The organism is Nonomuraea maheshkhaliensis, assembly GCF_039529435.1.
Lineage (GTDB): Bacteria > Actinomycetota > Actinomycetes > Streptosporangiales > Streptosporangiaceae > Nonomuraea > Nonomuraea maheshkhaliensis.
In genome coordinates, this window is sequence record NZ_BAAAMU010000065.1 from 1 (window position 1) to 26,195 (window position 26,195).

Below are 26,195 nucleotides of genomic sequence, written 5' to 3' on the forward strand. Positions count from 1 at the left end.
AGCTCGGGCCGGGCGGCCGAGTCGACCGGCTCGGGCCGGACGGCGGGGGCCACCGGTTCCGGCCGGGGGGCCGGCGCCGCCTCCCGACGGGCGGTGGGAACGGACACGGGCTCCGGCCGGGGGGCCATGGAGGCGGGGATGGGGTCCCTGCGGATGGCCGTGGCGGCGGCCGGGGGGACCGCGGACAACGGCTCGGGCGCGAGCACCGATGGCCGGCTGTCCTCCGGCATCTCCACCAGCAGCGCGGAGGGGATGTTCAGCACGGCCTGCACGCCGCCGAAGGCGCTCTTCTTGACCGTGACCTGCATGCCGTAGTGCGCGACCTGGCGGCCGATCGCCGCCCAGCCGGTGCGGGGCGGGTTGCCCAGGTCGACCAGGCGGACCGGGTGGTTACCGCTGAGCAGGCGGCTCGCGCGGGCGTACTGGTCCTCGTTGAGGCCGACGCCGGCGTCGTCGATGACGATGGCGGCGCCGTTGTTGGTCTCGTGCACGGCGATGGTCACCTTGAGCGTGCCGTGGGAGTGGTGCACCGCGTTGGCCAGCAGCTCGGCGGTGATGAACAGGATCGACTCCGCGGCGCGGGCGGCGACGCCGATCCGGCGGCGCAGGTGGTTGGCCGGGCCGTCGATGCGCAGCTCGAAGTTCTCCACCCGCGAGACGGCGCCCACCACCAGGTCGACCAGGTAGGTGTCGTCACGCGACAGGCCGGGGGTGGCGCCGCAGGCGATGCCGGTGACCTGCATCCGGCGGATGATCAGTTCGTTGAACATGTCGAGTCCCAGCACCTCGCGCAGCAGCGCCGTGTGCTCGTCGCCGCTGTAACGCTGCTGGACGCCGGCGAGCAGGTCCTGGGCGCGCAGGGCCTGGCTCTGCACGCGGGACATGGCACCTCTGATGACGGCCTGGGCGCTCTCGTCGATGCGCTCGGCCTCCTCGCGGATGCCGCGGGTGAGCGCGTCGAGGACGGCGCGGTGCTGCCGGTCGACGTCCGTGCCGGCGAGGGCCTGGTTCTGCATGCCGGGCACGATCACGTGCGGGGCGCGCAGGTGGGACAGCAGGGCGGGGATGCGCTTGTTGATCAGATGGTCGGTCTCGGCGCGTAGGAGGTCGTGCTGGGCGCGGGCGTCACGCAGCTGGTCCGCGTTCTCCTGGACCTTGCGCTCCGCCTGAAGCAGGCGCTGGCTCCAGGCGCTGGACTCTCGGGTCAGGTGGTCCTGTACCTGACGGTTCTGCGCGAGCTGGCCGCGGGCCTGGGCGAGCTGGCCGCGTACGCGCAGGTAGAGGATCAGGACGCCCGCGAGGGCGAGCACGAGGACGGCGATGCCGATCACCGTCGGGACGCTGAAGGAGTCTAGCGGCATGAAAGTCCTGGGGTCGGGGGGAGTCGTCGGGATCTGTCGACCGCCGCGAAAGGCTGCGCTAGCGGTGGGTGCCGGTCCCGTCCGGTGGCCGGTCGGGGCCGCGCCGGTCTGGCGCGTGCCTCTCCGCGTCGTCGGCGTCGCCGGCAGCCTGGTGCGGCTCCGCCGGGTGCGGCGTCGCCTGATACGGCTCCGCCTGGCGTGGCTCCGCCTGATACGGCTGTGCCGGATATGGCTCTGCCGAAGGCATCGCGAGGCCGAACGACGACATGGGAATCCTCGTCTCACTAGAACGACGGCCCAATCGGGTGACCAGTATTCCGCTTAAGTCGCGTTAGTCAACTGTGTGTAGTTCCGTCACTCCGTTCACAGCACCTCAGCGGACAGGTGCGGCGCTCGGCCCCGTGTCCGCCGCCCGCCCACGACCTGCGCGTCCTCTCCCGGAGGGGGCCGCAGGGCGTCAACTGGCCGCCTGACCGGATGTCGTGGATCCAGTTCGCGAAACCCAGCCGCGGAAGACGCCCTCGGGGCTGTGCGCCGCCAGCGCCGCCGCGATCGAGCCGTGCAGGGCGGCGTCGTCGGGCAGCCGGAGCCGGCGCGGGTCCGGCTCGTCGTAGAGGGACAGATCGAGCCGGGCCGACCGATGCCGGCGCACCCCGTTCACGACCTTGGCTTCGCCCTTGTACGACAGCGCCACCGAGCGGAGCCTGGACCACGGATGCTCGTTGAGCCGCCGGCCGGTGACGGTCAGCACGCCCATGGCCCCGGCCCGGACGTTAATCCAGACGTATCCGGCAATTCCCCCCAGAATCACCAGCACCACGCCTACCATGAAGGCGATATAGTCCGGGGCGTCCGTTCCCCGGTCCGCCGGCAAGGTCGCGCCGATGGCGCCGACCACGAGCAGCATGAGCAGAGTGACCACGATCATCAGGCAGCCGAACTTGCCCCTGCCCTGTCGGAGCGCGGCGGACCGCAGGTCGAAGGCGGTCCCGTCGGGCGGCTGCCGGACCACCCGTACCGCGACCGTGGCCAGGCTCCACCGCTGGACCTCACCGCGCATGAGCAGCACCCCGGCGAAGATCCCGCACACCGCGACCGCGAAGGCGACCAGCTGCGACGGGTACACCTCACCGCCGCCGATCCCGATGGCCAGCCCGGTGGCGAAGATCAGGATCGGGCAGAGCCCGAAGAGCGCCTTGCGCATCAGCCCGATCGCCATCGGGCCGCCCAGCCAGATCCGGGCGATCCAGAAGAACCACACCAAGCTCCAGAACGAGCCCGCGAAGAGCTCGAAGGGGACCGCGCCCCGCCAGACGAGCGCGATGCCGCCGATGAGGCCGAGCCAGACGACGACGAGCAGGCCGACGGCCGACACGAGGGCGAGGGGGCGCTGCATGCGCGGCATCCTAGCCCCGCCGCCGGAGCGCCAGGACCGCCAGAACGGCCACGCCCACCCGGTCCGCCAGGCCCACGCCCGCCCGATCCGCCAGGCCCGTGGGCGTCAGATCCGTCGTGCACATAAGACTCAGACCGGACATAACGCCCGCTGGCTAATTGCCCGCCACCTGCGCTTATGCCCGTAAAGAGAGATCGTCGAACAGGCTGACAACACCGATCTCCTGCGGACACGTGAGGCGACCCGCCAACGTGGACTCCGCCACACCGGCACCGCCTCAGCCTTTCGCACCAGGAGTGATGATGAAGTTGCCCGCATACGCCGTCGCCCTCATGCCGAGCGTCCTGCTCGCCTCGCTGAGTGGCACGTTCGGGGCGTCGGCGGCGCAGGCGGAGTCCCGGGCCCTTCCGAGCGTCAGCATGGAGGCCACCGTCAAGGCGGCCCAGATCGACCCGCGGCGGCCCGACAACACGCTCACCCCTGGCGCCAAGGCCGGCGTGCTCCTCGTCGAGCAGGCGCTGCGCGACCGGAAACTCCTGGACGCGAAGTGGGTCGACGGCTACTTCGGCACCACGACGGTGGCCGCCTACGCCAAGTACCAGAAGTCCCTGGGCCTCACCGGCCTGGACGCCAACGGGCTGCCGGGCAAGATGTCGCTGGCCAAGCTGGGGACCGGCCGCTTCAAGGTCACCGCCGTGCTCGATCCCGGGCCCCGGGTGCCGTTCGGCGGCTTCGTGGTCAACACCCGTACCCGGGACATGCTGGCCGAGGCGAAGCGGCTGTTCGGGCGCGGTTTCAAGCTGGATCAGGGGTCGTACAACCCGAGCGGCGATCCCACCTCGGCCGGCACCCACGACGGCGGGGGCGTCGTGGACATCTCGGTCAAGGGGATGAGCGCCGCCACCAGGACCGCGGCCGTCCGCGCGCTGCGCCAGGCCGGCTTCGCGGCGTGGGTGCGCAACCCCCGGCAGGACGACTGGCCGTGGCACATCCACGCCGTCGCCATCAGCGACACCAGTCTCTCCGGTCAGGCGCAGCACCAGGTCGGCGACTACTACCTCGGCCTGAACGGCCTAGCCGGCCGGGCGCCCGACGACGGCCCGAAGGTGACCATCCGCACCTGGGAGGAGCGCCGGCGCCGCTGACACCCCGGGCTCGGCCGCCCCGCAGCACACGAACTTCCCGACTCTTCGGAAGACGAACTCCGCAGACAGGAGAAACAGCATGTCCATGCTCACCAAGATCCTCACCGCGACGACCGCCACGGTGGCGCTCGGCGGCTCGCTGCTCGCCACCGCGGCGCCGGCCTCGGCCGCCGCGCGCGACGGCGTGTGCCAGAGCGGCGAGTTCTGCTACTACTTCAACAGCAACCTCCAGGGCTCGCTGTCCGACTTCACCACGTCGGTCGCCAACTACGACACCAAGCAACCCACCTGCTACGACTACAAGGGCCCCGGCGCCGGCAAGGGCAAGTGCATCAAGAACGCCGCCGCCTCCGCCTGGAACCGCAGCAGCAAGACCGTCCGCGTCTACTTCAACAGCGGCTACTCCGGCGCCTACCAGGACTTCGCCCCCGGTGCCAAGGCCAACCTGAAGCCCGGTCTGAAGAACCAGAACGCCTCCCACCAGATCGGCCCGACGTCCGGGGGCGGAGGGTCGCGCAAGAACATGTCGTTCTCGCTCTACTCGGCCGCCGGCACGATCACCTGCGGCTTCGACGGCTACCGGAACACCTCCGGCCGGCACGAGGGCATCGACATCGCCAGGGGCGTCGGTTCGAACGTCTACGCCCTGACGGCGGGCCAGCTCATCAACGTCCAGCGCGGAAGCACCGGCCGGTCGGGGCTGTCCACGATCGCCGTCTACAGCTCCTCGCTGAACAAGACGGTCATCTACCTGCACTCCGCCCCGCTGTCCTCCCTGCGCGTGGGCCAGACGATCCGTCGCGGCCAGGTCATCGCCAAGGAGTCGTGGAACGGCGTGTCGAGCAAGGGCGCCGCCCACACCCACGTCGAGATGCGCCTCGGCCGGCAGCCGCGCGCGGCCAAGAGCGTCGGCGACCCGCACCTGCAGAACCCGAACCCGACCTCGTTCTGGAACTCCCAGGGCTACACCGTGCGATGACACGACCCGCCTCGGCCCAGCTTCAGCGCCGCCCCGGCCCGGCCGTCCCGGCGCTGCCGCTGACCATCTTGGACCTCCGGACAGAAGGAAGACTCCTGTGTCTGCACGAACAGCACGGCTGATCTCGCGGCTCGGCGCGGCGAGCGTCGCGGCGGCGCTCGGCGGGACGTTACTCGCCGCCGGGGCACCCGCCTCGGCCGCCGCCCGCGACGGCGTGTGCCAGAGCGGCGAGTTCTGCTACTACTTCAACAGCAACAACAAGGGCTCGGTCTCCGACTTCACCACGTCGGTCGCCAACTACGACACCAAGCAACCCACCTGCTACGACTACAAGGGCCCCGGCGCCGGCAAGGGCAAGTGCATCAAGAACGCCGCCGCCTCCGCCTGGAACCGCAGCGGCAAGACCGTCCGCGTCTACTTCAACAGCGGCTACTCGGGCACGTACCAGGACTTCGCCCCCGGCGCGAAAGCGAACCTGAAAGCCGCGCTGAAGAACCAGAACGCCTCGCACCAGTTCGTGACCTCGGGGTCGCCGACCGGGTGCAAGACCGACGGCACGGACACCCGCCTGCCCACGACGATTCTCGTCTACAGAAAGTCGCTCGACCGGGTGGAACGGGTGGAGTTCAAGAGCTACGTCAAGAACGTCCTGCCCAATGAATGGGTGTCGGGCTGGCCGGCCGAGTCGCTCAAGGCCGGGGCGATGGCGGTGAAGAACTTCGGCTGGTACTGGGCGCTGCACTCCAACCGCAAGACCCCGAGCGGCCAGTGCTTCGACGTCTACGATCACACGTCGAGCCAGGTGTACAAGCCCGGCTCGGCGAAGTCGACGACCAGCGCCGCGGTGGACGCCACCTGGGGCATGCGGCTGACCCGCAACGGAAAGATCTTCCGGGCTCAGTACTGCGCCACGACGACCGACTGCGGCAACTGGGTCGACGGCGACTGGATGTCGCAGAAGGGCTCTCGCGACAGGGCCAACGAGGGCTGGAACTACGCGCAGATCCTGCGGAAGTACTACACGGGAATCGCCATCGGTTCCTGATCGCCGAGATCGTCCGGCGTTGAAATCCCCGTCGTGTTTCCGCACGGCGGGGATTTTCCGCTTCAGTCGACGATGAGCTGGAAGTTGATCGGGCGGTTCCCGGGGAACGCGACCGCGCCGGACGCGTCCACCATCTTGAAGCGCACGTAACACAGGCCCGGTTTCTTGGGCGTGGTGACGACGGTCTTGATGTCGACGATCTCGCCCGGCATCGTGTCCTTGATCGGCACGTCGGGAATGGTCTGGCACTGGTCGGCCTGCTGCGTGGGATGGTCGAGGCGGCGCAGCGAATATCCCTGCCACGGCACCGATCCGGCGTTCTTGAGCCGCCACACCTTGGTCACGGTCTGGCCGCCGCCGACGCGCGTGCAGTCGGAGAGCGTGACGTCCGTGATGAACACCGCCTTGTCGTCCTTGTGCCGCGGCGGGGCCCAGGGCGGGTTGGTCGTGTACACGGGACAGTCGGCCGGGGTCAGCGCGGCGAGCGACGGGGCGGCGGTGGGGCTCGGGCTGCGTACTTCCGGCTCGGAGCCGGTGTCGATCACGGTCACGACGAGGACGGCCGCTCCCACGACGACGGCCGCCGCCGCCGTGAGCACAGCCGGGTGGGTCAGCCGGAACCGCCTCCCGCTCCCGGGCGGCTTCACGTCACCCGCGAAGCCGGACGGGGGCTGTGCGCCGCCCGGCTGCCCGCCGGCCGCCGGCGAAGGTGCGTCACCCGTGAGCGGGCCGGATGGTGGCGGGAAAGCCAGGGTCTCGCCGACCGACCGGGGGGCCGGTGCCCCGATGGCGAGGTGCGCGGCACGGAGGTCCGCGCCGCCGGTGGCGGAGGCCGCGAGCTCACCGGGCGCCGCCGTCGTGCCGGCGCTGGTCGCGGGATCCCCGGCGCTCACGGATCTGACCGTGCGGTTCGCCGTCTCCCAGCGTTCGCGGTACGCGGCCGGGTCGGCGTCACAGGCTTTGACGAACTCGACGGTGGTCTCCCAGCTCGGGAGCCGGTTGCCTTTGGTGGCCTCGTGCAGCGTCGTGTGGGAGATCGCCCCTGACCTACCGGACATTTCCCGAAAAGGTGGGTTGCCGACCGCGTTGCGCAACTCCCGGAGAGTCGCCGCGAAGCCCTCGATCGCCTCCACTCGTGCACGCCTGTCGCCCACCGTGCGAAGGTAACAGCACCCGCAGCCCCGCTCAACCGATACCGCCGCGATGCCCGGCGATACGCATGACAGGATGCCTGACGGGACGCGTCCGGCTACGCGGTGTCACGGTTCAGAGGGCGAAGAGCAGGGCGGCGCTGATCAGGAGGACCACGGCGGTCGCGAAGTGCACACCGAACGCGACCGCCTTGGTGCCGCCGTTGCGCAGCACGATCACGGTGTCGCCGAGCGGCGCGAGGGCCACGACGAGCATGAACCAGGCTTCGGCATAGGCCCCGACGAAGGCCAGCAGCGCCAGGCCGACCAGACCGTACGTGCTGTCACGCACTCCCTTGATGGACAGGTAGGCGCGATCCGTCTCGGCGGGGACGCCGTAGCCGGTGGCCGCGGCCACCGGTGTGAACAGGAAGCGCAGCCCGATGAACAGGATCATGAGGTTGAGCGCGATGGCAAGGCCGTAGGCGATGACGGTGAGCATGAACGTCTCCGATATCTAGCGTCGCTAGGAACACGAACAAAGCTAGCATAGCTACGACATTCGCGCTAGCGACGCTAGATTCGGGAGCATCCGAGGAGGACAGGGCCTTCAGAGCGGTCCTGTGATCACGCCGGGGTGGGGCCGCCGGGGTGGCGGGGTGCCGCCGCGGCCGGGAAGGTACTCGAAGTGCCACCACTCGTTGTCGTAGATGCGGTAGAGGTCGTAGCGGGCGCCGTGCCGCTCCAGCCAGCGCGCGCCCTCGTGCGGGCGTACGTCCATGGCGAGGCCCCTGACGTGCGGGGACAACGCCGGCGGCAGCACGAGCATGCGTGCCGAGGCCACCGAGCCGGAGCGGCGTACCTCCTCGTCGAACAGCCGCTGCTGGGCGGCGGGATCGCGGTAGCCCGAGGTGAGGCCGATGAGCTGGCCGTGACGCCAGAGCGCCTCGGTGCGCGCCGCCGTGAACGCCGCCAGGGCGCCCTCGGTGAGCCCGGTCAGATCCTCGGTGGGGAAGCGCAGCCGCAACGCCCAGCGGCAGGCCAGTTCGCGGGCGCGGCCCGGGTCGCGAACGAGCGCCGCGGGCAGCAGCAGCACGGCGAGCACCAGCGTGACCACGGCATACACCCGATCTCGGGGCCGAGGTGGAATCATGCGGGGTTCGTCCATGCCGATTACGATTGGCGGCGAATGTGCGCGCGCCGTCCGCCGCATGTCACCGTTTCTCGACGGCGGCCGCCACCCGTGCGGCCCCGCCCCGGCGAGGACCCGGCTGGGACCCGGCTGGGACCCGGCCGTGACTCGACCATGACATCGCGCGGACGAGGCGGAGACACGACCGGTCGACAATGGACGGGGGTTGACCGGCGGACGAGTGACGGAGCGTGTGGTGAAACTCGGCGGCGTGTCGCGAGTGTTGCTGATCGAAGACGACCCGGCCGTGCGTGAGGGCCTTGAGCTGGCCCTGAGCCGGCACGGGCACCGGGTGCGCGCGGTGGAGTCGGGCGAGCTGGGGCTCGACCGGCTGCGTGCGGAGGTTCCCGACGTCGTCGTGCTCGACCTGATGTTGCCCGGGATGGATGGGTTCGAGGTCTGCCGCCGCATCCGGGCCATCGGCGAGGTGCCGATCATCATGCTGACCGCGCGCGGCGACGACATGGACGTGGTGGCCGGGCTGGAGGCGGGCGCGGACGACTACGTGGTCAAGCCGGTGCAGCCCAGGGTGCTGGAGGCGCGCATCCGCGCGGTGCTGCGGCGGATCGGCCGGGACCAGGCGGAGCTGGAGCGCTACCGGGATCTGACCATAGACCGGGCCGGGCTGGTGGTGACCAACCGCGGCGAACCGGTCAGCCTCGCCCCGACCGAGCTGCGACTGCTGCTCGAACTGTCCGGCACGCCCGGCCGGGTGCACAGCCGCCAGCAGCTGCTGGAGTCGGTGTGGGAGCAGGACTACTTCGGCGACTCCCGCCTCGTGGACGCCTGCGTGCAGCGGTTGCGCGCGAAGATCGAGGACGACTCGGCGGCGCCCGTCTACGTGCAGACCGTGCGTGGGTTCGGCTACCGGTTCGGGCCGGTGTGAGCCGCCCGTGACACCTCGGCCGAGCCTGGGGCTGCGCGCCCGGCTGCTGTTCGCGTTCGCGCTGCTGTGCGTGGTCACCGCGGCGGCGGTGGCCGGCGGGTTCTACGTCGGCGCCCGCAACGCCATCCTGCAGCGGGCCCAGGACGCCGCCGTGGAGGCGATGCGGAGCCGGCTGGAGGCGCTCTTCCCGTTGCGTACCGCGACGCCGGGGCCGGCCGACCTCGAAGAGATCGCCCGTGCCATGACCGAGGGCAACACCTCCACGGTCGCCGTCTACCGCGACATGCACGCACCGTCCCTGACACGCCCAGCCCGCCCGCCACCGGACCACCAGTCCCAGGACCGCCGACCCCAGGACGACCCACTCGGGGACGGCCCGACCCAGGACGGCCCAACCCAGAACGAGCCGACCCAGGACCGCCGACTCCAGGAGGACCCGAACCAGGACGGCCCGCTGAGGCCCCGGCTGCCGGCCATGCCGGCGGACGCGCCGGTCGCCGATCTCTCCATGATCCCGGCCGGGCTGCGGCAGACGGTGGCCGGCGGTGAAATGGCGTGGAAACGCCTGGTATGGCACGGGCAGCCCATCCTGATCATCGGGGCGCCACTGCTGATCACCGAATCGGACCGGACGACCCACGTGTCCGGCATCGAGGTCTACACCGCGCTCAGCCTGCTTCCCGAGCAACGCAGCATCGACGAGCTCGCCGCGTACGCCTGGCTCGCCGGCGGGGCGGCCCTGGCGTTCGCGGTCCTGCTCGCCTCGCTGGCCACCCGTGGCGTGCTGCGCCCGGTGCGCGAGCTCGGCCGGGCGGCCCGCCTGCTGGGCGAGGGCGAGCTGCGCACCAGGATCGCGGTCCGCGGCTCCGACGAGCTGGCCGACGTGGCGCGTACGTTCAACCACACCGCCGCGGAGCTGGAACGGCACGTCGCGCAGCTGCGTGAGATGGAGGCCGACGCGCGCCGGTTCGTGGCCGACGTGTCCCACGAGCTGCGCACGCCGCTGGCCGCGCTCGCCGCCGTCGCCGACGTCCTCGACGAGGAGGCCGCCGAGCTGCCCGAGCCGGCCGGCCGGGCCGCCAGACTGGTCAGCCAGGAGACGCTCAACCTCACGGCGCTGGTGAACGACCTGATCGAGATCAGCAGGTTCGACTCGGGCGTCGCGGCCCTCGCGCTGAACGAGATCGACCTGGCCGAGCTCGTACGCGCGACCCTGCGCACCCGGGGCTGGCCGGAGTCGGTGCGGACCGAGCTGCCCGCCGGGGTGACGGCCCGGCTGGACCCGCGCCGGGTGGACGTCATCCTCGCCAACCTGGTCGGCAACGCCCTGCGGCACGGCGAACCACCGGTGTCGGTACGGCTTTCCACCGACTCGTCCTGGGTCACCGTCGAGGTGCGCGACCACGGCCCCGGGCTGGACGAGGCGGCGCTGCCGCACGTGTTCGACCGGTTCTACAAGGCCAGCGCGGCCAGGGCCAGGTCGGAGGGCAGCGGGCTGGGGCTGGCCATCGCGCGCGAGAACGCCCGCCTGCACGGAGGCGACCTCACCGCCGCCAACGCCCCGGACGGCGGCGCCGTCTTCACCTTGCGCCTGCCCCGCCTCACGCCCGACCCTGACGAGCGGACCGGGCCCTCAGCGGACGGCCCGGACGGGCGGATCGACGCGGGAGGCTCCAAGTGAGCAGGGCCCGCCGCGTACTCGCCGCAAGCCTGGCGTCGCTCGTCGCCGTGGCCGGCTGTGGCGTGCGGCCGAGCGACGTCATCCCCGTCGGCGCTCCGCCGAGCGGAGCCGTCGCACCGGCCCGGCCGATCACCCTCTACCTGGTGAAGAAGGGCAAGCTCAGCCCGGTGACGCGGCCCGGCCGCCGGCTCTCCCAGGCGGACACGCTCGCGCTGCTGGCGGCCGGCCCGACCGCCGCCGAACAGGCCCGCGGCCTCACCACCGACATACCCCTCGAAGCCGGCCCGTTCTCGGTGACCACCGGCCCGGCCGGCCGCGTCGTGGTGACCGTGTCCGCCGGCGCCGGCGAGCTGTCCACGCGGGCGGTCGAGCAGAGCGTCTGCACGCCCGCCACCGCCACACTGCAGGGCACCGCCGACGTCACCGTCACCGGCACCGACAAGGACGTCGACCCCCGGAAGTGCCCCGAATAGCAGGGGGCGGGATCATTCGGCGTCCGGTCCGGGGGCGGGCGCGAGCTGCGGGGGCGCGGCGGAGCCGGCGGCGAGCTCGCGTCCCTGGTTCAGGGTGTGGTCGAGCTGCCTGGCCAGCAGCGGAACGGTCGCCGGAGGGAGATACGCGTCGGCGCCGGCGTCGAGCAGCCGTCGTACCGGGCCGTGATACTGGACCCCGAGTTCGTGATCCTCGATCTCGGCGACGACGACGCGAGCCCGCTGAAAGCTCGCCCGCAGCGCCGCGATCAGCTGCGGGCTGCCAGGAGGCACCAGCAGGACATCGGCCGTCGCCGGGGCCGCGTGCAGGTCGAGGACCACGTAATCGGCCCCGAGCTGGGTGGACAGCGCGACCCTGGCCGCCTTCGACAGCTCCATGGCGGTGACCACGACCGTCACGCCGTCGTAGTCGGGTGGCGCCTGATCGCCGGTCTCGTCCTGGGCCGCACGATCGACGACGGCACCCTCGACCACGGCGATCGTGCTGGAGATCGTCGCGATCGACGCGCCGTCACGGGTGAGGATGATCTCCGCCCCCGGCTCCAGGGCGTCGATGAGCGCCACGACGTCCTCGGGCAGGCGCGTCACCTCGACCTGCGGGGTGACGCGTGGGGTGCGTCTGCGAATCATCATCCCTGTTGGATGCATTTGCGCGACCGCCGGTTCGGAACCCTGCGCGAGCTGATCAGGCGATCCGGTAGCCGACTCCTCGTGCCGTCGTGATGGCCGGTGGGTCGCCGAGTTTGCGGCGCAGGCGGCCGACCGTGACCGTGACGGTGTTGGTGAAGCTGTCTGCGTTCTCGTCCCACACCCGTTCCAGCAGGGTTTCCGCGCTCAGGAAGCCTGGGCTGGCCCGCAGCAGCGCCTCCAGCACGGCGAACTCCTTCGCCGAGAGGTCGAGCTGCCGCCCGTCGCGGACGACGGTGCGGCGTACCGGGTCCAGCAGGATCCCGGCCACGCGCAGCGTCCGGGGGCGCGCGTCCGGGCGGCGGCGGGCCAGCGCGCGGATGCGCAGGATCAGCTCGGGGAAGTGGAAGGGCTTGGCGAGATAGTCGTCCGCGCCCAGGGTGAGCCCGCTGACGCGGTCGCCGGGCGCGCCGGCCGCGGTCAGCATCAGCACCATCGGCCGCTCCGCCCGTTCGACGAGCAGCCGGCACAGGAGGTCGCCGTGCAGTCCCGGCAGGTCCCGGTCCAGGACCACCACGTCGTACGCGGTGAGGTCCGCCTTGGCGGCGGCGGTGAGCCCGTCGTAGGCCAGGTCGACGGCCATCCCCTGGTCGCGCAGCCCTTCGGCGACGACCTCGGCGAGGGCGTCGTCGTCCTCGACCACCAGGATCCTCATGCCTCCACCGGCGCCTTCGCGACCGGCCCGCCGGCCATCGGCGCCCCGGGCCCTCCGGCGACCGGCAGGGTGATCGACACGCGCAGGCCGCCCTCCGGCCGGGCCAGCAGGTCGAGCCGGCCCCCGTGGGCGGCGGCCACGGCGGCGACGATCGACAGGCCCAGGCCGGATGAGCCGGTACGTTCGCCGCCCAGCCGTTCGAAGGGCCGCGCCAGCCGGGCCACCTCCCGCTGGTCGAGTACGGGCCCGCCGGTCTCGACGACCAGCGTCGTCTCCCGCTCGTCCACGGACCCGGTGATCCCGATCCAGCCGCCGGGCTCGTTGTGGGTCACGGCGTTGTCGACCACATTGCCCACCAGCCGCGCCAGCAGCGCCGGGCTGCCCACGACCGCCGTCTCCGGCGGCACGTCCACCGCCACGCTCAGCTCCTTGCGCCCGACGTCCGCGGACCTCTCCCGCAGCGCGGCGTCGATGAGGTCGCCGAGGTCGACCCGCGCGGTGTCGGCTGGCGGGCCGTGCTGCGCCCTGGCCAGCACGAGGAAGCCGTCGAGCAGGTGGTCGAGCCGGTCGAGCTGCCGGCGTACGCGGGCCGCGAGCGCCACCGTCGAGGGGGCCGGGTCGGGCTTGGCGACCGCGACGTCCAGCGAGGCCCGAATGGTCGCCAGCGGCGTACGCAACTCATGAGAGGCGTTGGCGACGAACCGCCGCTGCGCGGTGAACGACTCCTCCAGCCGTCCGAGCAGTTCGTCGATGGTGTCGGCGAGGTCCTTGACCTCGTCCGCCGGGCCGGTGACGGCCAGGCGGCGGTCCAGGCTGTCGGCGGAGATGCGCCGGGTGACGGCCGTGATGAGCCGCAGCGGCCGCAGGACGCGCCTGGCCAGCACCCGGCCGAGCAGCACCGAGACGACCGCCATCACGACCAGCGCGAGCAGCGAGCCGACCAGCAGTTGCCTGGACTGCTGCACGTGCACCGCGGCCAGCTGATCCTCCAGCTCCCTGATGCGCTGGTGCGCCGCGGTGACGTCGCCCTGGGCCGAAGGGCCTCCGGCCGGGGCGGTCTCGCTCAGGCTGCCCCCGCCGGAGAGCAGGAAGGCCAGGGCCAGCAGCCCGGCGCCCGACAGCAGGAACACAACGGCGTACAACATCGTGAACCGTGTGCCCACGGTCCCACTGCGCGGCCCGACCATGCTGTCAGCATGCCCTGGCGAACATAACACCAGCATGACGGGGCTGGTTCGGGCCGTGTTATACGTGCGGGCGTACAACCGACCGCATGTCGACCACCGAACTGCTCCGGCGGGAATGGACCGGGTTCCGCCGCCCGGGGCGGCTGATCGCCCTGACCTGCGCGGCCCTCACCATCGTCGCGCTGGGGCTGCTGCTCGCCCTGAACAACCGTTCGTCCTGCTCGGGACCCTGCCCAGCCGTGCCCGTCGCCGCCGACGGGTCCGTGGTCAGTGACAGGTTCTGGTTCCTCCATCGGGACCTGGGCCGCGAGGGCTCGATCACCGTACGGATGACCTCGATGACGGGGACGATCACCTACCCGCCGCCGAATCACGACCAGATCGTGTCCGGGCTGGTGCCGTGGGCGAAGGCCGGGATCATCGTCAAGGACGGCACGCGGCCGGGCTCGCGGTACGCGGCGCTGATGATGACCGGCCGTCACGGCGTGCGCTTTCAGCACGATTATCGGTACGACGTCGCCGGCGGCCCCGGCGGCGTCTCGGCGCGCTCCCCCCGCTGGCTGCGGCTGACCCGTTCCGGCGACGTGATCACCGGGGCCGAGTCGGCCGACGGGAGCCGGTGGCGCACCGTCGCGACCGCGACGCTCGACGGGCTGCCGGACACCGTGCGAGTCGGTCTCTTCGCGACCTCGCCCGGCGACCTCACGCTGCGCGAGACCGGCCTCGGCGGGGCGATCGAGGAGGTCAGATTCACGCAGGCCGTGGGCGTCTTCGACCACGTCACCGTCGAGGGCGGCACCGGTGACGCGTGGGACAGCGACCCGGTCGGCGCGATGAACCACACCGACTGGGAGAAGCGCCACAACGCGTCGGGGGCCGTGGTGAAGGACGGCGTCATCACGGTCAGCGGCATCGGTGACATCGGGCCGCTCGGCGAGGACGGCACCCTGGCCGTCGAGAACACGCTCCCCGGCCTGCCGATCGCCCTGATCGTCGTGGTCATCGTGGCCGCCCGCTACGGCACCCGCACGGCCGGCGCCGCGGCGTCCCGGCAGGTGATCGCCGCTCGGGCGCTCGTCGTCGCGGGGGCCGTCTTCGTCACCGGGCTGGTAGCGGTCGGCGTCGTCCTGCCGGTGGGGCTGGAGATCATGAAGGGCAACGGCATCGTGGTGCCGCCGCTGCCGGTGCCGACCGGGGTCCGGGTGATCACCGGGCTCGCGACGGTGCTGGCCCTCTGCGCCGTCGTCGCGTACGGGCTCGGCGTGCTCCTCCGCCGCGGGTGGACGGCGCTCGTCGCCGGCCTGTCGCTGATCGCCCTGCCGTACGTGGTCACGGCGTTCCCGCTGCTGCCCGACGCGGTCTCCGACTGGCTGCTGCGGCTCACGCCGGCGGCCGGGTTCGCGGTCAAGCAGACGTTGGTGGAGTATCCGCAGGTGACGCAGCACTACGCGCCGTCGGCCGGGTATTTCCCGCTGCCCTGGCCGGCCGGGCTCGCCCTGCTCTGCGCGTACGCGCTGATCGTCCTGCTGCTCGCCACCCGCAGGACGAGGCCCGTCGCACCGTGAGCAGCCCGTCAGCCATAAAGGGCGCCGTCTGCCGTGAGCGGCCGTTCAGGTGAGGTCGACGGTCTCGTGCAGGCGCAGGCGGCGGTTGAGCGCGGCGGCGATCCGCACCACGGCTGTGCGCGGCAGCAGCCGCGCGGGCCAGGTCATGGCCCGGGTCACGGCCCGGCCCGGGTAGGACACCGCGCGCCGCCTGGCGTAGTCGTCCAGCGTACGGGCCGCGATGGCCTCCGGCGTGTCGGCCACCCGGGGGTCGATCGTGGCGGAGGTGCCGTCGAAGAAGCCGGTCGCGATCGCGCCGGGGTGCGCGGCCATGACATGCACCCCGGTGCCGCGCAGCTCTTCCGCCAGCGCCTCGCTGAAGGAGAGCACGAACGCCTTGGTCGCGGCATAGCTCGCCTGGTAGGGCAGGGGCTGGAAGGCCGCGGTTGACGACACGTTGATGATGCCGCCGGAGCCGCGGGCGACCAGTTCGGCCCCGATCGCGTGGGTCAGCGCGAGCAGGCCGCTGACGTTCAGGCTGACGGAGCTCAGCTGCGGCTGGAGCGGGCGGGTGAGGAAGGGGCCCGCGCTGCCCATGCCGGCGTTGTTGAGCAGCAGGTCGACGGTCAGGCCGCGGTCGTGCAGCTCCCGTACGATCCGCTCGGGGCCGTCCTGGGCGGTGAGGTCACCGACGATCACCTCGGTGCCCGCCCCGCCGTACGCCTCCTCGATCCGGGCGGCGAGCTCGCGCAGGTCCGCTTCCGAGCGGGCCAGCAGGATCACCCGCGCGCCCCGGCGGGCCAGCTCCAGCGCGTACGCCCGCCCCAGCCCCTTGGACGCGCCGGTGACGAGCGCGGTCACGCCTCGATAGTCGTCGGCTCTCATCCGATCCTCCTTTGTTTCGAGTCTCGAAGCAAAAGCTAGCACGATACTTCGATACTCGAAACGTCGTAGGATGGCGGTATGTCCGGGCACGAGCTCACCGCAGCGGTCACGGCGACGTACGAGATCTGGATGCGGACCAACGCGCTGATCATGGAAGCCCTGGCCGGCCACCGGCTGACGCCGGCCACGTTCCAGGCGCTGTGGGCCATCGACCCCGACGAACCGCCGCCGTCCATGAAGGTGATGGCCGAGCGGCTCCACTGCAACGCCCCCAACCTGACCTTCATCACCAACCAGCTCACCGAACGGGGCCTGGTGGAGCGTGTCGTGGACCCGTCCGACCGCCGCTCCCGCGTCCTGGTCATGACCGCCAAGGGCCGCGAGGTCCGGGCGGAACTGCTCAGGACGACGCTGGAGAAGACCCCGCTGGGGGTGCTGTCGGACAGCGAACTACGGCAGCTCGCGGGGTTGCTGAGGCGCGTCGTCCCGCTCGAAGGGCCCGCCGCCGGCTGAACGGGGCGCTCAAGGAACAGCGACTCCCAGCCCGTGCCCCGGCTGAGTCGTCAGAACGACTGCCAGGTGCCGGCGAGGGGCTGTTGCTGGATGCCGGGCTTGGACCAGTCGCAGACGCCCTGCGGGAAGATGCGCTTCAAGCGGTCGAGCTGGGGCCGGGTCAGCGGGGTGCCGTAGGCGGCGGGGTCGAGGGGGCGGAGGTGGCACTTGACGATGTCGCCCGCCATCGGGCTGCCCGCGACGAGGCGCGGTGAGGTCCACACCGGGTACAGCGTGTTGCAGGTCGTCGTGCCGCTGCCGGCCACCTGGGGTTCGGTGATCTTGCGCGGGGTGGCGTCGCGGGTCCAGCAGGCGTCCGTGAGGTCCTGGGGTTTGTTCCGCACCACCTTCGGGCCGGGGCCGTGGTCGGCGGCGATGGCGGTGAGCCACTGGTCCATCCGGGTCAGCGCCTCCATCAGGACGGGGCTCGACAGTGAGAAGCCGCCGTAGCGGTTGTCCTCGACGAGCATGACCTGGTTGGCGTACGTGCCGTTCGCCTTCAGCAGCCGTTCGCGGGTGGCGAAGGAGTGGAAGCGCATGTGGATGTCGCCGCCCGGCGCGTCGTCGGTGTAGGCGCGGTAGTCGATCATCGGCATGCTCGCCAGGCCGGCGCCCGCGTTGAGCAACCGCCCGCTCCGGTACGCCGCCCGCGTCGCGGCCAGATCGGCCTTGGTCCGCTCCGTCACGTGGTTGGCGTCGGCGTCGAAGCCGCCGATCCCCTCGTTGAGGTCGAGGAACTGGTCGACGGTGATCGTCTTGTCGCGCAGTGAGCCGAGCCCGTACTGGATGCCGGTGTTGTCCAGGGGCCGCCGGGCGAAGCCGGTGCGCGGGTCGCGGCCGTAGACGTTCACGGTGTGGTCGTAGACGTCGCACCGGGCGCCGGTCGGGTTGGTCTCGGGGTGGTAGCGGAGCGGCGCGGGAAGCTGACCGGGGCAGAAGATGCGCGGGTCGATCCGGCCGCCGCCCGCGGCGAGGTTCGCGATGCTCTCCCACCGGCCGAAGCCGGAGATCGCCTGCTGCTGCTCCTGGCTGAAGGCGCCGGGCGCGACCTCGCGGAAGTAGTGATCGAGCAGGCGCGCGTCGGTGATCGCGTTGACGGTGGCGAAGCCGACCTCGGGGAAGCTGCATCCCGAGACGATGCCGTCGAGCAGACCGGGGTAGTTGTCGCCGATCTGGTGCGTCTGGTACGAACCGCCCGAGCACCCCCACCCGATCGTGAACGCCGGCGCCCCGTACGCCTCGACGAAGCGTTCCTTGACCATGCTCGCCGACTCGGCGGCCAGCAGGTCGTTGCAGTTGTTGCCGAAGACGTTGAGCGACGACGACGCCACCGCGTACCCCTGGCGGAGCATCCGGTCGTCCATGACGGAGCCGGTGTTGCGGCCCTGGACGTACCATCCGCCGGTGCAGCCGCCGCCGAAGGTGTAGATCAGCCGGCCGTTCCAGCCGGGCGAGCGCCGCCACGGGTCCGGCGGCTGGGCCGCGGGGTCGGCCAGCATCGACAGCTCATAGACGGCCCGGTTGATCGTGCCGGTCTCCACCCGCACGATGTACGGCACCCGCTGACCGGCGCTGGTCGTCGTCCAGGCGAGGTCGGCGGGGCGGGTCTCGTCCGCGGGTAACGGCACGAACTTTCCGGCCGTGGTGCGGTAGACGTGGTCCACCCGGGTGGCGACCGAGCAGTCCGAGTCCGCAGGCGGGCCGAGCTTGTCGCCGGTCACGGTGGTGAACGCCGCCGTGTCGCAGATGAACGGCTGCTCGTGCGGGCCCGAGAAGACCGGCCCGGTCACCGGATGGTCGTCGAGGACGAGCCGGGCCGATCGGGCGCCCGGCGCCGTCGCGGTGAGCACGTTGCGCCCGGTACGCAGGCCGGTGACCAGCCCTTCGAGCCCAGCGCCGACGCGCAGGAAGCTTCCGGTCACGTCCGTGCCGTCGCGTTTCACCCGCACCTTCGCCGCAGGGACGCCTCGCGGGAGCTCCAGGCGGATGAGGGCGTCGTGCGCGGACACGGCCTGCGGGCGGGACGACAGCACGGTGAGAGTCAAGCCGCTCCCGTCCGAAGCGGCGGCGGGCGCCGCCAAGGAGGCGAGGACCGCCACGACCGCTCCGGTAACGGACAGCAGGCGCGTACGACGTACAAACGATCTCATATGGGGTTTGTACGTCAAAAACGATCTACAAGCCAGAGTCGATCAACCCTGGCGTCACCACTTGGTGGAGCAGACCGGGATCCGGCGGGTGGAGGAGTTCGTGATCCTGAAGTACTTCTTCTTGGGCGCGATCCGGCCGTTGGCGAGGCGCTCGATCTTGAAGAGCCCGGGCCGGCCGCGGAAGTAGCTGGTGCCGGTCACCTTGCGCGCGGAGCCCGCGACGCCCGGCCCCTTGACGGTGACCGTCACCGGGCCCACGCGCGAGCAGTTGAAGGAGAACTTGACGAGCGCGTACGGCGGCGTCGCCGAGGCGGAGGCGGGAGCGAGCCCGATGGCGGCCAGAGCGACCCCCATCGCGAGCGCGCTGGTGAGGACGGAACGCCGAACGATGCGCAGCATGGAGTGATCCTTTCCGGTGATCGCGGCCACCCTAGCGGTGTCGTCGGCTTGATGTCGCCTTGGGAGCCCACCATGTGACTGGTCTCTCTTTGCCGGAAAACAGAGTATTACAAGCCTAAAATCCCTTTTCGGGGTGTTATTCGGAAATGTCGCACGCAAGGAAATCCTTCGCGCCGAAGGGGCGGCGAGCGGAGAAATCACCGCCCCCGACCGATTCAGCGGGCCGTCATGGCACCGTCCACCGCCATCGGCAGGCCGGTCACGAAGGAGGCGGCGTCGGAGCTGAGCCAGGCGATCGCCTCGCCGATCTCCGGCGGGTTCGCGTAGCGGCCGACCGGATGGTAGGCCGCCGTCTGCTCCAGCGTCATGATGCCCTGCTCGATCAGGTCGTCCACCATCTGTGTACGCACCGCGCCAGGGCACACGGCGTTCACCCTGATGCCCGAGGTGGCGTACTCCAGGGCGGCCGCCTTGGTCAGCCCCACGACGCCGTGCTTGGCCGCGATGTACGGCGACACGAACGGCGCCTCGATGCCCACCAGCCCGGCCACCGAGGCCACGTTGACGATGGAGCCCGACCCCTGCGCCACCATCTGGGCCAGCTCGTGCTTCATGCACCACCAGACGCCCTTGAGGTTGACCTCGAACGAGGCGTCGAAGGACTCCTCGCTCACCTCGTGGAACCGGCCGTCGCCCGCGGTGTCCACGCCGGCGTTGTTGACCGCGCAGTCCAGGCGGCCGAAGCGCTCCACGGTGAAGGCGACCATGTCCCTGACGGCGTCGGAGCTCCGTACGTCCGCCCGGACGAAGGCGGCCTCGCCACCGATCGCCTCGACCTCGGCGACCGTACGCCTGCCGCCTTCCTCGTTGATGTCGGCGACCACGACCCTGGCCCCGTGCCGCGCGAAGACCAGAGCCGTCGCGGCGCCGATGCCCGACGCCGCGCCCGTGATCAGTGCCGCTCTGCCGTCAAGGAGAGAACCTGCCATTTGCGAGCGACTCCAAGATTGTTCCGAAGGACAGAAAGGGGCACCGTACTTCGCGTTGATCAATATGTCGAGAAAATCTGCAACCTGATGACCACATGGAGTGAAATGTCGTAAGATCCCAAGTCACTCGCCCCGCGATCATGGAGGTCGGGAACCGGTCGTCGCTACGCGTTCGGCCCCGTCGGGTTCGCGGTGACCGTGATCCACTCGCCGACGAGGAACTCAAGATGTCAGCATCGGTACGTACTCGCCATCGCGCGGCACATCCGCGGCTGGGTGATCCCCTGGTCGTTCTGGCGATCAGCGCCGCCGTCATGGGGGCCGCGTCGCTGACGGCGGTCCTCACCGCCCCGACCTCCTCGCGCGGCCACCTGGCCTGGGCCCTCGGCGTCGCGGCCGTCCTGGTCTGCGCCGCGATCACGTTCGCGGCCTCGAACAGACGGCAGATCCAGCAGCTCAGAGGCAGGATGGCCCTCGGCGACGCCGAGCTCACCAGACTCGCCGCCGAGACGCTCCCCGAGACGGTACAGCTCATCCGCACGGGGATGTCGGCCGAGTCCGTCCTCGCCAGGATCCACCGTCCGGCGAACAAGGCGCAGCAGCAGATCCTGCGCTCGTTCGTCAGCGAGGTGAGCAGGGAGGGACGCGTCCGCGCCGCCACGACCTCCGCCTGCGCCAGCGCCGCCGGCCGGGTGCAGGCCCTTGCCACCAGCATGCTGGCCGACCTGCGCGAGATGGAGGACCGGCACGACCAGATCACGCTCGGCGACCTGCTGAAGCTGGACCACACGACCGCCCAGGCGGGACGGCTCGCCGACAGCATCGCGGTCCTGACCGGGGCGCGTTCGGGCCGGCGCTGGACCAAGCCGATCGTGATGGAGAGCATCCTGCGCGGGGCGATCGGCCGGATCAGCGCCTACCAGCGGGTCCGGGTCCACTCCACCAGCACGTTCGCCATCGCGGGGCACTCCGCCGAGGGCGTCATGCACGCGCTCGCCGAGTTGATGGACAACGCCACCAGCTTCTCCCCGCCGACCGAAGAGGTCCACGTCTACGTGGAGGAGGTCACCGCGGGCATCGTGGTCACGATCGAGGACTGCGGCCTGGTGATGAGCCCGTCCGCGCTGGCCAGGGCGGAGCGGGCCGTCTCGGCCGAACCGCTGGACTTCACCACGCTGTCCGGCTCGCGGCTCGGCCTCGCGGTCGTCGGCTGCCTGGCCCGCAAGCACGGGCTCACCGTCTCCTTCCGCCCGTCCTCCCGTGGCGGCACCGGGCTGGTGGTCATGATCCCGCAGCAGCTCATCAGCCAGAACGTGCCGGCCCCGGTGCCGGCGCAGGCACGGCCCGCCGGGGCCACGCAGGTCACGGCCAAGCAGGTCACCGCCAGGCAGGAGGTCCCCGCGCAGGTGTCCCCCGAGCCGGACGGGGAGCTGCACGGCCTGCCGCGCCGCCGCCGCGGGCAGACGTTCGCGGCCGCCTCGTCCGCGCAGACACCCTCCCGCCCGGCTCCCGCGCAGGAGCCGCGGCGGGCGCCGTCGGACGCCGGCAGCAAGTTCAGCGCCTTCCACCAGGCCGGCAAGGCACGGCAGAGTCAGGCGAGCGAAGCACGACAGATGGGTGAGGAAGAGACTCGATGAGAACTTCGGACCAGGAACTCGCCTGGCTGCTTGAGAACCTCCTGGAGAGGACTCCGCAGGCCAGGTACGCCGTGGTGCTGTCGAGAGACGGCCTGCGGCTCTCCCACACCGCCGCGCTGTCCGTGGACCGCGCCGACCAGCTCGCCGCGATCGCCTCCGGGATCCAGAGCCTGTCGTACGGCGCCTCGATCGAGTTCGGCGACGGCACCGGCGGCCTGCGCCAGTCGATGACCGAGTTCCACGGCGGCTTACTGTTCATCGTGGAGGCCGGAGAGGGCGCGCACCTCGCCGTGGTGGCCGGCGACGAGGCCGACCCCGGCGTCATCGGCCACAACATGAACGAGCTGGTGGAGCAGATCGGCGAACACCTGACCGCGCCACCTCGTGCGCCACAGACGAGCAGCCGAAGCTGATGGCCCCGCGCCTGGAGGACGAGAACCCGGACCGCCTCTACATGGTGACCGGCGGGCGCAGCAACGTGGCCGACGACGGCCTCGACCTGGTCACGCTCATCGTGAGCGAGTGCGACCCCACTCCAGGCATGCAGTCCGAGCATGTCCGGATCCTGCGGATGTGCACGAGTCCGACGGCGGTCGTGGAGATCGCGTCCGAGCTGCGGCTGCCGGTCAGCGTGGTCCGCATCCTGCTCTGCGACCTGCTCGACATGGGACGCATCACCGCCAGGAACCCGCGTCCGGCGCCGGCCGAGTCGCGTCTGCCCGACCCCGACGTTCTCAGACAGGTGCTCGTTGGACTCGAAAATCTCTGATGCGGCCGCGCGAACTCCACTGGCCAGTTCCGCGACCACCGGACTCAAGATCGTCATCGTCGGCGGGTTCGGCGTGGGAAAGACCACCCTGGTCAGATCGGTCAGCGAGATCCGCCCGCTGAGCACCGAGGAGACCCTGACCAGGGCCGGCGCGGAGATCGACGACCCGCGCGGCGTGGAGTGGAAGTCCACCACCACGGTCGCGTTCGACTTCGGCCGGATCAGCCTCAACCCGGAGATGGTGCTCTACCTCTTCGGCGCGCCCGGCCAGGAGCGCTTCTGGTTCCTGTGGGACCGCCTGTTCACCGGCACGCTCGGCGCCGTGGTCCTGGTGGACACGCGGCGCCTGGCCGACTCCTGGTACGCCATCGACCGGCTCGAACACCACCGCATGCCGTTCGTCGTGGCGCACAACCAGTTCGGCGAGAGCACGCACACCCTCGACCAGATCCGCGAGGCGCTCGACCTGTCCCCGGACGTGCCGCTGGTCTCGTGTGACGCGCGGCAGCGCGACTCCAGCAAGTCCGTGCTGATCACGCTCGTCAACCATCTCTACGCTCTGTCTTCCGCCCGGTAGGTGACCTCATGACTGACTTCACGCAATCCTCCTGGTTCGCCAACCCAGCGGAAGGGCCGGACCAGAACGCGTTCGAGGGCGCCTTCCCCATGTACGGCCGGGCCTACCACCAGAACCCGGCCGCCGCCTTCGACGAGATGCGCCGGCACGGGCCCGTGGTGCCGATCCTGCTGGAGGGCGACGTCCCGGGCTGGCTGGTGCTCGGCTACCGCGAGCTGCGGTACGTGCTCAGCAACCCGAAGCTGTTCGTCCGTGACTCCCGCTACTGGAACCAGTGGGACAACATCCCGCCCGACTGGCCGCTGATGGCGTACGTCGGCTACCAGCCGTCGATGTTGTTCGAGATCGGCGAGGCCCACGAGCGCCGGGCGGGCGCGGTCAGCGAGGCGCTGGCCGCGGCCGACCAGTTCGAGCTGCGCGCCAACTGCGAGCGGGTCACCGAGGGGCTGATCAACACGTTCATCGGCTCGGGCCGGGCCGACCTGATGGCGCAGTACGCCAACCCGATCCCGCTGCTCGTGCTCGGCTCCATGCTGGGCCTGCCGGACTCCGACACCCGCGCCCTGGTCGGCGAGGTCGCCACGACGCTGAACGGCGGCCCGGCCGCCATGGAGGCCTACGGCCGGGTTCAGGCCATCATGGCCAAACTGCTCGAACTGAAGCGCGACCACCCCGGCCCCGACCTGCCCTCCCGGCTGCTGGCCCACCCGGCGAACCTCACCGACGAGGAGCTCATCCAGGACCTGCTGCTGACCATGACCGCGGGCCACGACCCGACGGCCACGTGGATCGGCAACACCCTGCAGCTCATGCTGACCGACGACCGCTTCGCCATGACGCTCTCGGGCGGGCGGCGCAGCGTCGGCCAGGCGCTGAACGAGGTGCTGTGGAAGGAGGCCCCCGGACAGATCGCCATCGGCCGCTGGCCGATCATGGACACCCAGGTCGGGGGCCGCCGCATCAAGGCCGGCGACCTGCTCGTCTCCGGCCTGGCCGCGGCCAACCTCGACCCGAAGGTGCGCCCCGACTTCCACGAGGGCTCCGTGGGCAACCACGCGCACATGTCGTTCGGGTACGGCGCGCACGGCTGCCCGCATCCCGCGCCGGAGATCGCCGAGATCATCGCGCACATCGCGGTGGAGACCCTGCTCGACCGGCTGCCCGACGTGGTGCTCGCGGTGCCGCAGTCGTCGCTGGAGTGGCGCTCGTCCATCCAGATGCGCAGCCTGGAGTCACTGCCGGTCGAATTCACCCCCGGTTACCGCAGCTGACCCGTTCATGACCTCGCCAGGACGCCGACCCGATCCGCCCACCGCCGGTACGCGCCGGCCAGCTCGCTGACGAGGCCGGGGTGCCGCTCGGAGAGGTCGGTCAGCTCGGAGCGGTCGGCGTCCAGGTCGTAGAGCTCCCATGGCGCGGCGTGCTCGCGGACCAGCTTCCACCGCCCCCGGCGGATCGCGGCGTTGCCCAGGTGCTCCCAGAACAGCCACGCGTCGGGGATCGGCGCCCCGCGCAGGGCGGGCAGCATGGAACGCCCCTCGGCGGGCGGCACCGCCCGCCCCCGGCGTCGCGCCGGATACTCGACGCCGGCGATGTCGAGCAGGGTGGGCAGCACGTCGGTGAGCTGGAACGGCGTCCGGACGATCCGGCCCCCGGCCAGGTCGCCGGCCGGCCAGTGCACGATGAACGGGGTCGCGATCCCGCCCTCGTGGACCCACCGCTTGTAGAAGCGGAACGGGGTGTTGGACAGGTTGGCCCACGCGGGACCGTAGCTCGCGTAGGTGTGCTCCGGGCCTGGATCGACGTCAAAGAGGTTGCCGACGCGCATTTCGCCGCCGTCGCGGGTGCGCGCGGGCACGATGTGCCGTTTGGCGCGGAACTCCTCGGGGTCGCCGAGCGGCAGGATCTCGGCGCAGCCGCCGTTGTCCGAGAGGAACACCACCAGGGTGTCGTCCAGAACGCCGGAGGCCGCGAGCTGGTCGAGGATCCGGCCGACGCCCCGGTCCATGCGCTCCACCTGGGCCGCGTACACCTGCATGCGGCGCGCCTCCCACGCCTGGTCCGGCACCGCCGTCCAGGGCGGCTGCGCCGGATCGCGCCCGGACAGCGCCGACTCGACCCCGAGCAGCCCTTCCGCGCGCAGCCGGTCGAGCCGGCGGGCGCGCAGCTCGTCCCAGCCCGCGGCGTAGACGCCGTCGTACCCGGCGACGTCCTCCTCGGGCGCGTGCAGCGGCCAGTGCGGCGCGGTGTAGGCGACGTAGGAGAGGAACGGGCGAGCGGCGGCGGCCTGCCCGCGGATGAACTCCACCGCGTGCTCGGTGATCGCGTCGGTGTAGAAGAAGTCGGGGTCGCGAGTCTCGGCGCTCGCGTCCGTCTCGCCCCGGAACAGGGTCGCCGGATCGTAGTAGCTGCCGCAGCCGCTGAGCGTGCCGAAGAAGTCGGCGAATCCGCGCCGGGTGGGCCAGGATTCGTGCGGCTCCCACAGGGGGCCGCTCAGGTGCCATTTGCCCGACATGCCGGTGGCGTACCCGGCGTCGGCGAGCACCTCGGCCACGGTGACGCAGCGGTCGTCGAGGCTGCCCGGATACCCTCCTGGTGTGCCGTTGCCGGCCAGCACGCCGATGCCGGTCTGATGCGGGTGCAGCCCGGTCAGCAGGGAGGCGCGCGACGGGCTGCACCGAGCCGTGTTGGCGAACTGGGTCAGCCGCACCCCTGAGCGCCCGAGCCGGTCGAGGTTCGGCGTGCGGATCTCGCCGCCGTAACAGCCGAGGTCGGAGTAGCCCAGGTCGTCGGCGAGGATCAGCACGATGTTGGGCGGTTTCATGGTGCGCGGTCTCATGGCCGGGCTCGTGTCGGGC

Annotated in this window: 26 protein-coding genes; 13 read left to right on the forward strand and 13 right to left on the reverse strand. The window is 71.3% G+C overall.

The genetic code is table 11. From position 1 onward, the window contains the following. The coding region (locus ABFX54_RS34205; RefSeq protein WP_346110745.1) for a histidine kinase at positions 1–1,361 on the reverse strand (1,361 nt) is incomplete at its 3' end. 457 nt (positions 1,362–1,818) lie between these two features. Further along, entirely contained in the window at positions 1,819–2,757 is a 939-nt protein-coding gene (locus tag ABFX54_RS34210) for a hypothetical protein (protein ID WP_346110747.1), read from the reverse strand. A 299-nt stretch (positions 2,758–3,056) separates the two neighbouring features. Here ABFX54_RS34210 and ABFX54_RS34215 point away from each other — a divergent pair, with 299 nt between their 5' ends. From ABFX54_RS34215 to ABFX54_RS34225, 3 genes are all read left to right on the forward strand, one after another. Then, positions 3,057–3,902, forward strand: a complete 846-nt coding sequence (locus ABFX54_RS34215) for a peptidoglycan-binding domain-containing protein (RefSeq protein ID WP_346110749.1) — start codon at positions 3,057–3,059, stop codon at positions 3,900–3,902. Positions 3,903–3,981: 79 nt separating this feature from the next. Continuing rightward, positions 3,982–4,881 (forward strand): peptidase inhibitor family I36 protein, encoded by a 900-nt coding sequence (locus ABFX54_RS34220; RefSeq protein WP_346110750.1) that lies wholly within the window; start codon positions 3,982–3,984, stop codon positions 4,879–4,881. A 97-nt stretch (positions 4,882–4,978) separates the two neighbouring features. Then, positions 4,979–5,926 (forward strand): SpoIID/LytB domain-containing protein, encoded by a 948-nt coding sequence (locus ABFX54_RS34225; protein ID WP_346110751.1) that lies wholly within the window; start codon positions 4,979–4,981, stop codon positions 5,924–5,926. Positions 5,927–5,988: 62 nt separating this feature from the next. Here ABFX54_RS34225 and ABFX54_RS34230 read toward each other — a convergent pair whose 3' ends face one another. The 3 genes from ABFX54_RS34230 to vanY-N all read right to left on the reverse strand — a co-directional run bounded on the left by ABFX54_RS34230 (position 5,989) and on the right by vanY-N (position 8,269). Beyond that, positions 5,989–6,984 (reverse strand): NBR1-Ig-like domain-containing protein, encoded by a 996-nt coding sequence (locus tag ABFX54_RS34230; protein WP_346110753.1) that lies wholly within the window; start codon positions 6,982–6,984, stop codon positions 5,989–5,991. A gap of 208 nt (positions 6,985–7,192) precedes the next feature. Further along, positions 7,193–7,558 carry a DUF4267 domain-containing protein gene (locus ABFX54_RS34235; protein WP_346110754.1) on the reverse strand — a complete coding sequence of 122 codons (366 nt, stop codon included), beginning with the start codon at positions 7,556–7,558 and terminating at the stop codon, positions 7,193–7,195. A 108-nt stretch (positions 7,559–7,666) separates the two neighbouring features. Further along, positions 7,667–8,269 carry a D,D-peptidase/D,D-carboxypeptidase VanY-N gene (gene vanY-N, locus ABFX54_RS34240; RefSeq protein WP_346110755.1) on the reverse strand — a complete coding sequence of 201 codons (603 nt, stop codon included), beginning with the start codon at positions 8,267–8,269 and terminating at the stop codon, positions 7,667–7,669. 190 nt (positions 8,270–8,459) lie between these two features. Between vanY-N and ABFX54_RS34245 the strand changes: the two genes are divergently transcribed. The 3 genes from ABFX54_RS34245 to ABFX54_RS34255 are packed head-to-tail and all read left to right on the forward strand — an operon-like array spanning position 8,460 to position 11,288. After that, positions 8,460–9,134, forward strand: coding sequence for a response regulator (locus ABFX54_RS34245; RefSeq protein WP_346110757.1), 675 nt, complete (start codon positions 8,460–8,462; stop codon positions 9,132–9,134). A 7-nt stretch (positions 9,135–9,141) separates the two neighbouring features. Next, positions 9,142–10,815, forward strand: coding sequence for an ATP-binding protein (locus ABFX54_RS34250; RefSeq protein ID WP_346110758.1), 1,674 nt, complete (start codon positions 9,142–9,144; stop codon positions 10,813–10,815). Then, complete coding sequence (locus ABFX54_RS34255; protein WP_346110760.1) at positions 10,812–11,288, forward strand: hypothetical protein; 477 nt, start codon at positions 10,812–10,814, stop codon at positions 11,286–11,288. The genes ABFX54_RS34250 and ABFX54_RS34255 overlap by 4 nt, the downstream gene beginning before the upstream one ends. Positions 11,289–11,300: 12 nt before the next feature. Here the strand turns inward: ABFX54_RS34255 and ABFX54_RS34260 are convergent, their stop codons facing one another. From ABFX54_RS34260 to ABFX54_RS34270, 3 genes are read right to left on the reverse strand one after another with little or no spacing between them, the layout of a single operon-like run. Beyond that, positions 11,301–11,939 carry a hypothetical protein gene (locus ABFX54_RS34260; RefSeq protein ID WP_346110762.1) on the reverse strand — a complete coding sequence of 213 codons (639 nt, stop codon included), beginning with the start codon at positions 11,937–11,939 and terminating at the stop codon, positions 11,301–11,303. 52 nt (positions 11,940–11,991) lie between these two features. After that, positions 11,992–12,648, reverse strand: coding sequence for a response regulator transcription factor (locus ABFX54_RS34265; protein WP_346110764.1), 657 nt, complete (start codon positions 12,646–12,648; stop codon positions 11,992–11,994). Then, positions 12,645–13,793, reverse strand: a complete 1,149-nt coding sequence (locus ABFX54_RS34270) for a sensor histidine kinase (RefSeq protein WP_346110765.1) — start codon at positions 13,791–13,793, stop codon at positions 12,645–12,647. The genes ABFX54_RS34265 and ABFX54_RS34270 overlap by 4 nt, the downstream gene beginning before the upstream one ends. Before the next feature lie 128 nt (positions 13,794–13,921). Between ABFX54_RS34270 and ABFX54_RS34275 the strand changes: the two genes are divergently transcribed. Next, positions 13,922–15,400, forward strand: a complete 1,479-nt coding sequence (locus ABFX54_RS34275) for a hypothetical protein (RefSeq protein WP_346110766.1) — start codon at positions 13,922–13,924, stop codon at positions 15,398–15,400. Positions 15,401–15,445: 45 nt separating this feature from the next. Here ABFX54_RS34275 and ABFX54_RS34280 read toward each other — a convergent pair whose 3' ends face one another. After that, a complete protein-coding gene (locus tag ABFX54_RS34280) occupies positions 15,446–16,264 on the reverse strand; it encodes an SDR family NAD(P)-dependent oxidoreductase (RefSeq protein WP_346110767.1) in 819 nt (272 codons plus the stop codon). A 78-nt stretch (positions 16,265–16,342) separates the two neighbouring features. On the opposite strand from ABFX54_RS34280, the gene ABFX54_RS34285 reads away from it, so the two are divergent. Further along, positions 16,343–16,777, forward strand: coding sequence for a MarR family winged helix-turn-helix transcriptional regulator (locus tag ABFX54_RS34285; RefSeq protein ID WP_346110768.1), 435 nt, complete (start codon positions 16,343–16,345; stop codon positions 16,775–16,777). Positions 16,778–16,827: 50 nt separating this feature from the next. Here ABFX54_RS34285 and ABFX54_RS34290 read toward each other — a convergent pair whose 3' ends face one another. From ABFX54_RS34290 to ABFX54_RS34300, 3 genes are all read right to left on the reverse strand, one after another. Continuing rightward, the gene (locus ABFX54_RS34290; protein ID WP_346110769.1) at positions 16,828–18,966 is read right to left on the reverse strand and encodes a DUF6351 family protein; all 2,139 of its coding nucleotides are present in this window, start codon (positions 18,964–18,966) and stop codon (positions 16,828–16,830) included. Positions 18,967–19,020: 54 nt separating this feature from the next. Further along, on the reverse strand, positions 19,021–19,365 hold the full coding sequence (locus ABFX54_RS34295; protein WP_346110771.1) for a hypothetical protein: 345 nt from the start codon (positions 19,363–19,365) through the stop codon (positions 19,021–19,023). A gap of 215 nt (positions 19,366–19,580) precedes the next feature. Then, a complete protein-coding gene (locus ABFX54_RS34300; RefSeq protein WP_346110773.1) occupies positions 19,581–20,354 on the reverse strand; it encodes a glucose 1-dehydrogenase in 774 nt (257 codons plus the stop codon). 227 nt (positions 20,355–20,581) lie between these two features. Between ABFX54_RS34300 and ABFX54_RS34305 the strand changes: the two genes are divergently transcribed. From ABFX54_RS34305 to ABFX54_RS34325, 5 genes are read left to right on the forward strand one after another with little or no spacing between them, the layout of a single operon-like run. Then, positions 20,582–21,991 (forward strand): ATP-binding protein, encoded by a 1,410-nt coding sequence (locus tag ABFX54_RS34305; protein ID WP_346110774.1) that lies wholly within the window; start codon positions 20,582–20,584, stop codon positions 21,989–21,991. Continuing rightward, a complete protein-coding gene (locus tag ABFX54_RS34310; RefSeq protein WP_106241442.1) occupies positions 21,988–22,404 on the forward strand; it encodes a roadblock/LC7 domain-containing protein in 417 nt (138 codons plus the stop codon). Before ABFX54_RS34305 ends, ABFX54_RS34310 begins: the two co-directional genes overlap by 4 nt. Next, on the forward strand, positions 22,404–22,760 hold the full coding sequence (locus ABFX54_RS34315) for a DUF742 domain-containing protein (protein WP_346110775.1): 357 nt from the start codon (positions 22,404–22,406) through the stop codon (positions 22,758–22,760). The genes ABFX54_RS34310 and ABFX54_RS34315 overlap by 1 nt, the downstream gene beginning before the upstream one ends. Next, positions 22,741–23,337, forward strand: a complete 597-nt coding sequence (locus ABFX54_RS34320) for a GTP-binding protein (protein ID WP_346110776.1) — start codon at positions 22,741–22,743, stop codon at positions 23,335–23,337. The genes ABFX54_RS34315 and ABFX54_RS34320 overlap by 20 nt, the downstream gene beginning before the upstream one ends. A gap of 8 nt (positions 23,338–23,345) precedes the next feature. Then, entirely contained in the window at positions 23,346–24,608 is a 1,263-nt protein-coding gene (locus ABFX54_RS34325) for a cytochrome P450 (RefSeq protein ID WP_346110777.1), read from the forward strand. Positions 24,609–24,613: 5 nt separating this feature from the next. Here ABFX54_RS34325 and ABFX54_RS34330 read toward each other — a convergent pair whose 3' ends face one another. Then, positions 24,614–26,161 carry an arylsulfatase gene (locus ABFX54_RS34330; RefSeq protein WP_346110778.1) on the reverse strand — a complete coding sequence of 516 codons (1,548 nt, stop codon included), beginning with the start codon at positions 26,159–26,161 and terminating at the stop codon, positions 24,614–24,616. Positions 26,162–26,195 lie beyond the last annotated feature (34 nt).

Bases quoted from the DNA above. Each gene is read 5' to 3' on its own strand.
- ABFX54_RS34210 (WP_346110747.1), bottom strand. From the start codon at position 2,757: ATGCAGCGCCCCCTCGCCCTCGTGTCGGCCGTCGGCCTGCTCGTCGTC.
- ABFX54_RS34215 (WP_346110749.1), top strand. From the start codon at position 3,057: ATGATGAAGTTGCCCGCATACGCCGTCGCCCTCATGCCGAGCGTCCTG.
- ABFX54_RS34220 (WP_346110750.1), top strand. From the start codon at position 3,982: ATGTCCATGCTCACCAAGATCCTCACCGCGACGACCGCCACGGTGGCG.
- ABFX54_RS34230 (WP_346110753.1), bottom strand. From the start codon at position 6,984: ATGTCCGGTAGGTCAGGGGCGATCTCCCACACGACGCTGCACGAGGCC.
- ABFX54_RS34235 (WP_346110754.1), bottom strand. From the start codon at position 7,558: ATGCTCACCGTCATCGCCTACGGCCTTGCCATCGCGCTCAACCTCATG.
- vanY-N (WP_346110755.1), bottom strand. From the start codon at position 8,269: ATGCGGCGGACGGCGCGCGCACATTCGCCGCCAATCGTAATCGGCATG.
- ABFX54_RS34260 (WP_346110762.1), bottom strand. From the start codon at position 11,939: ATGATGATTCGCAGACGCACCCCACGCGTCACCCCGCAGGTCGAGGTG.
- ABFX54_RS34265 (WP_346110764.1), bottom strand. From the start codon at position 12,648: ATGAGGATCCTGGTGGTCGAGGACGACGACGCCCTCGCCGAGGTCGTC.
- ABFX54_RS34270 (WP_346110765.1), bottom strand. From the start codon at position 13,793: ATGTTGTACGCCGTTGTGTTCCTGCTGTCGGGCGCCGGGCTGCTGGCC.
- ABFX54_RS34275 (WP_346110766.1), top strand. From the start codon at position 13,922: ATGTCGACCACCGAACTGCTCCGGCGGGAATGGACCGGGTTCCGCCGC.
- ABFX54_RS34280 (WP_346110767.1), bottom strand. From the start codon at position 16,264: ATGAGAGCCGACGACTATCGAGGCGTGACCGCGCTCGTCACCGGCGCG.
- ABFX54_RS34285 (WP_346110768.1), top strand. From the start codon at position 16,343: ATGTCCGGGCACGAGCTCACCGCAGCGGTCACGGCGACGTACGAGATC.
- ABFX54_RS34290 (WP_346110769.1), bottom strand. From the start codon at position 18,966: ATGAGATCGTTTGTACGTCGTACGCGCCTGCTGTCCGTTACCGGAGCG.
- ABFX54_RS34295 (WP_346110771.1), bottom strand. From the start codon at position 19,365: ATGCTGCGCATCGTTCGGCGTTCCGTCCTCACCAGCGCGCTCGCGATG.
- ABFX54_RS34300 (WP_346110773.1), bottom strand. From the start codon at position 20,354: ATGGCAGGTTCTCTCCTTGACGGCAGAGCGGCACTGATCACGGGCGCG.
- ABFX54_RS34305 (WP_346110774.1), top strand. From the start codon at position 20,582: ATGTCAGCATCGGTACGTACTCGCCATCGCGCGGCACATCCGCGGCTG.
- ABFX54_RS34310 (WP_106241442.1), top strand. From the start codon at position 21,988: ATGAGAACTTCGGACCAGGAACTCGCCTGGCTGCTTGAGAACCTCCTG.
- ABFX54_RS34315 (WP_346110775.1), top strand. From the start codon at position 22,404: ATGGCCCCGCGCCTGGAGGACGAGAACCCGGACCGCCTCTACATGGTG.
- ABFX54_RS34325 (WP_346110777.1), top strand. From the start codon at position 23,346: ATGACTGACTTCACGCAATCCTCCTGGTTCGCCAACCCAGCGGAAGGG.
- ABFX54_RS34330 (WP_346110778.1), bottom strand. From the start codon at position 26,161: ATGAAACCGCCCAACATCGTGCTGATCCTCGCCGACGACCTGGGCTAC.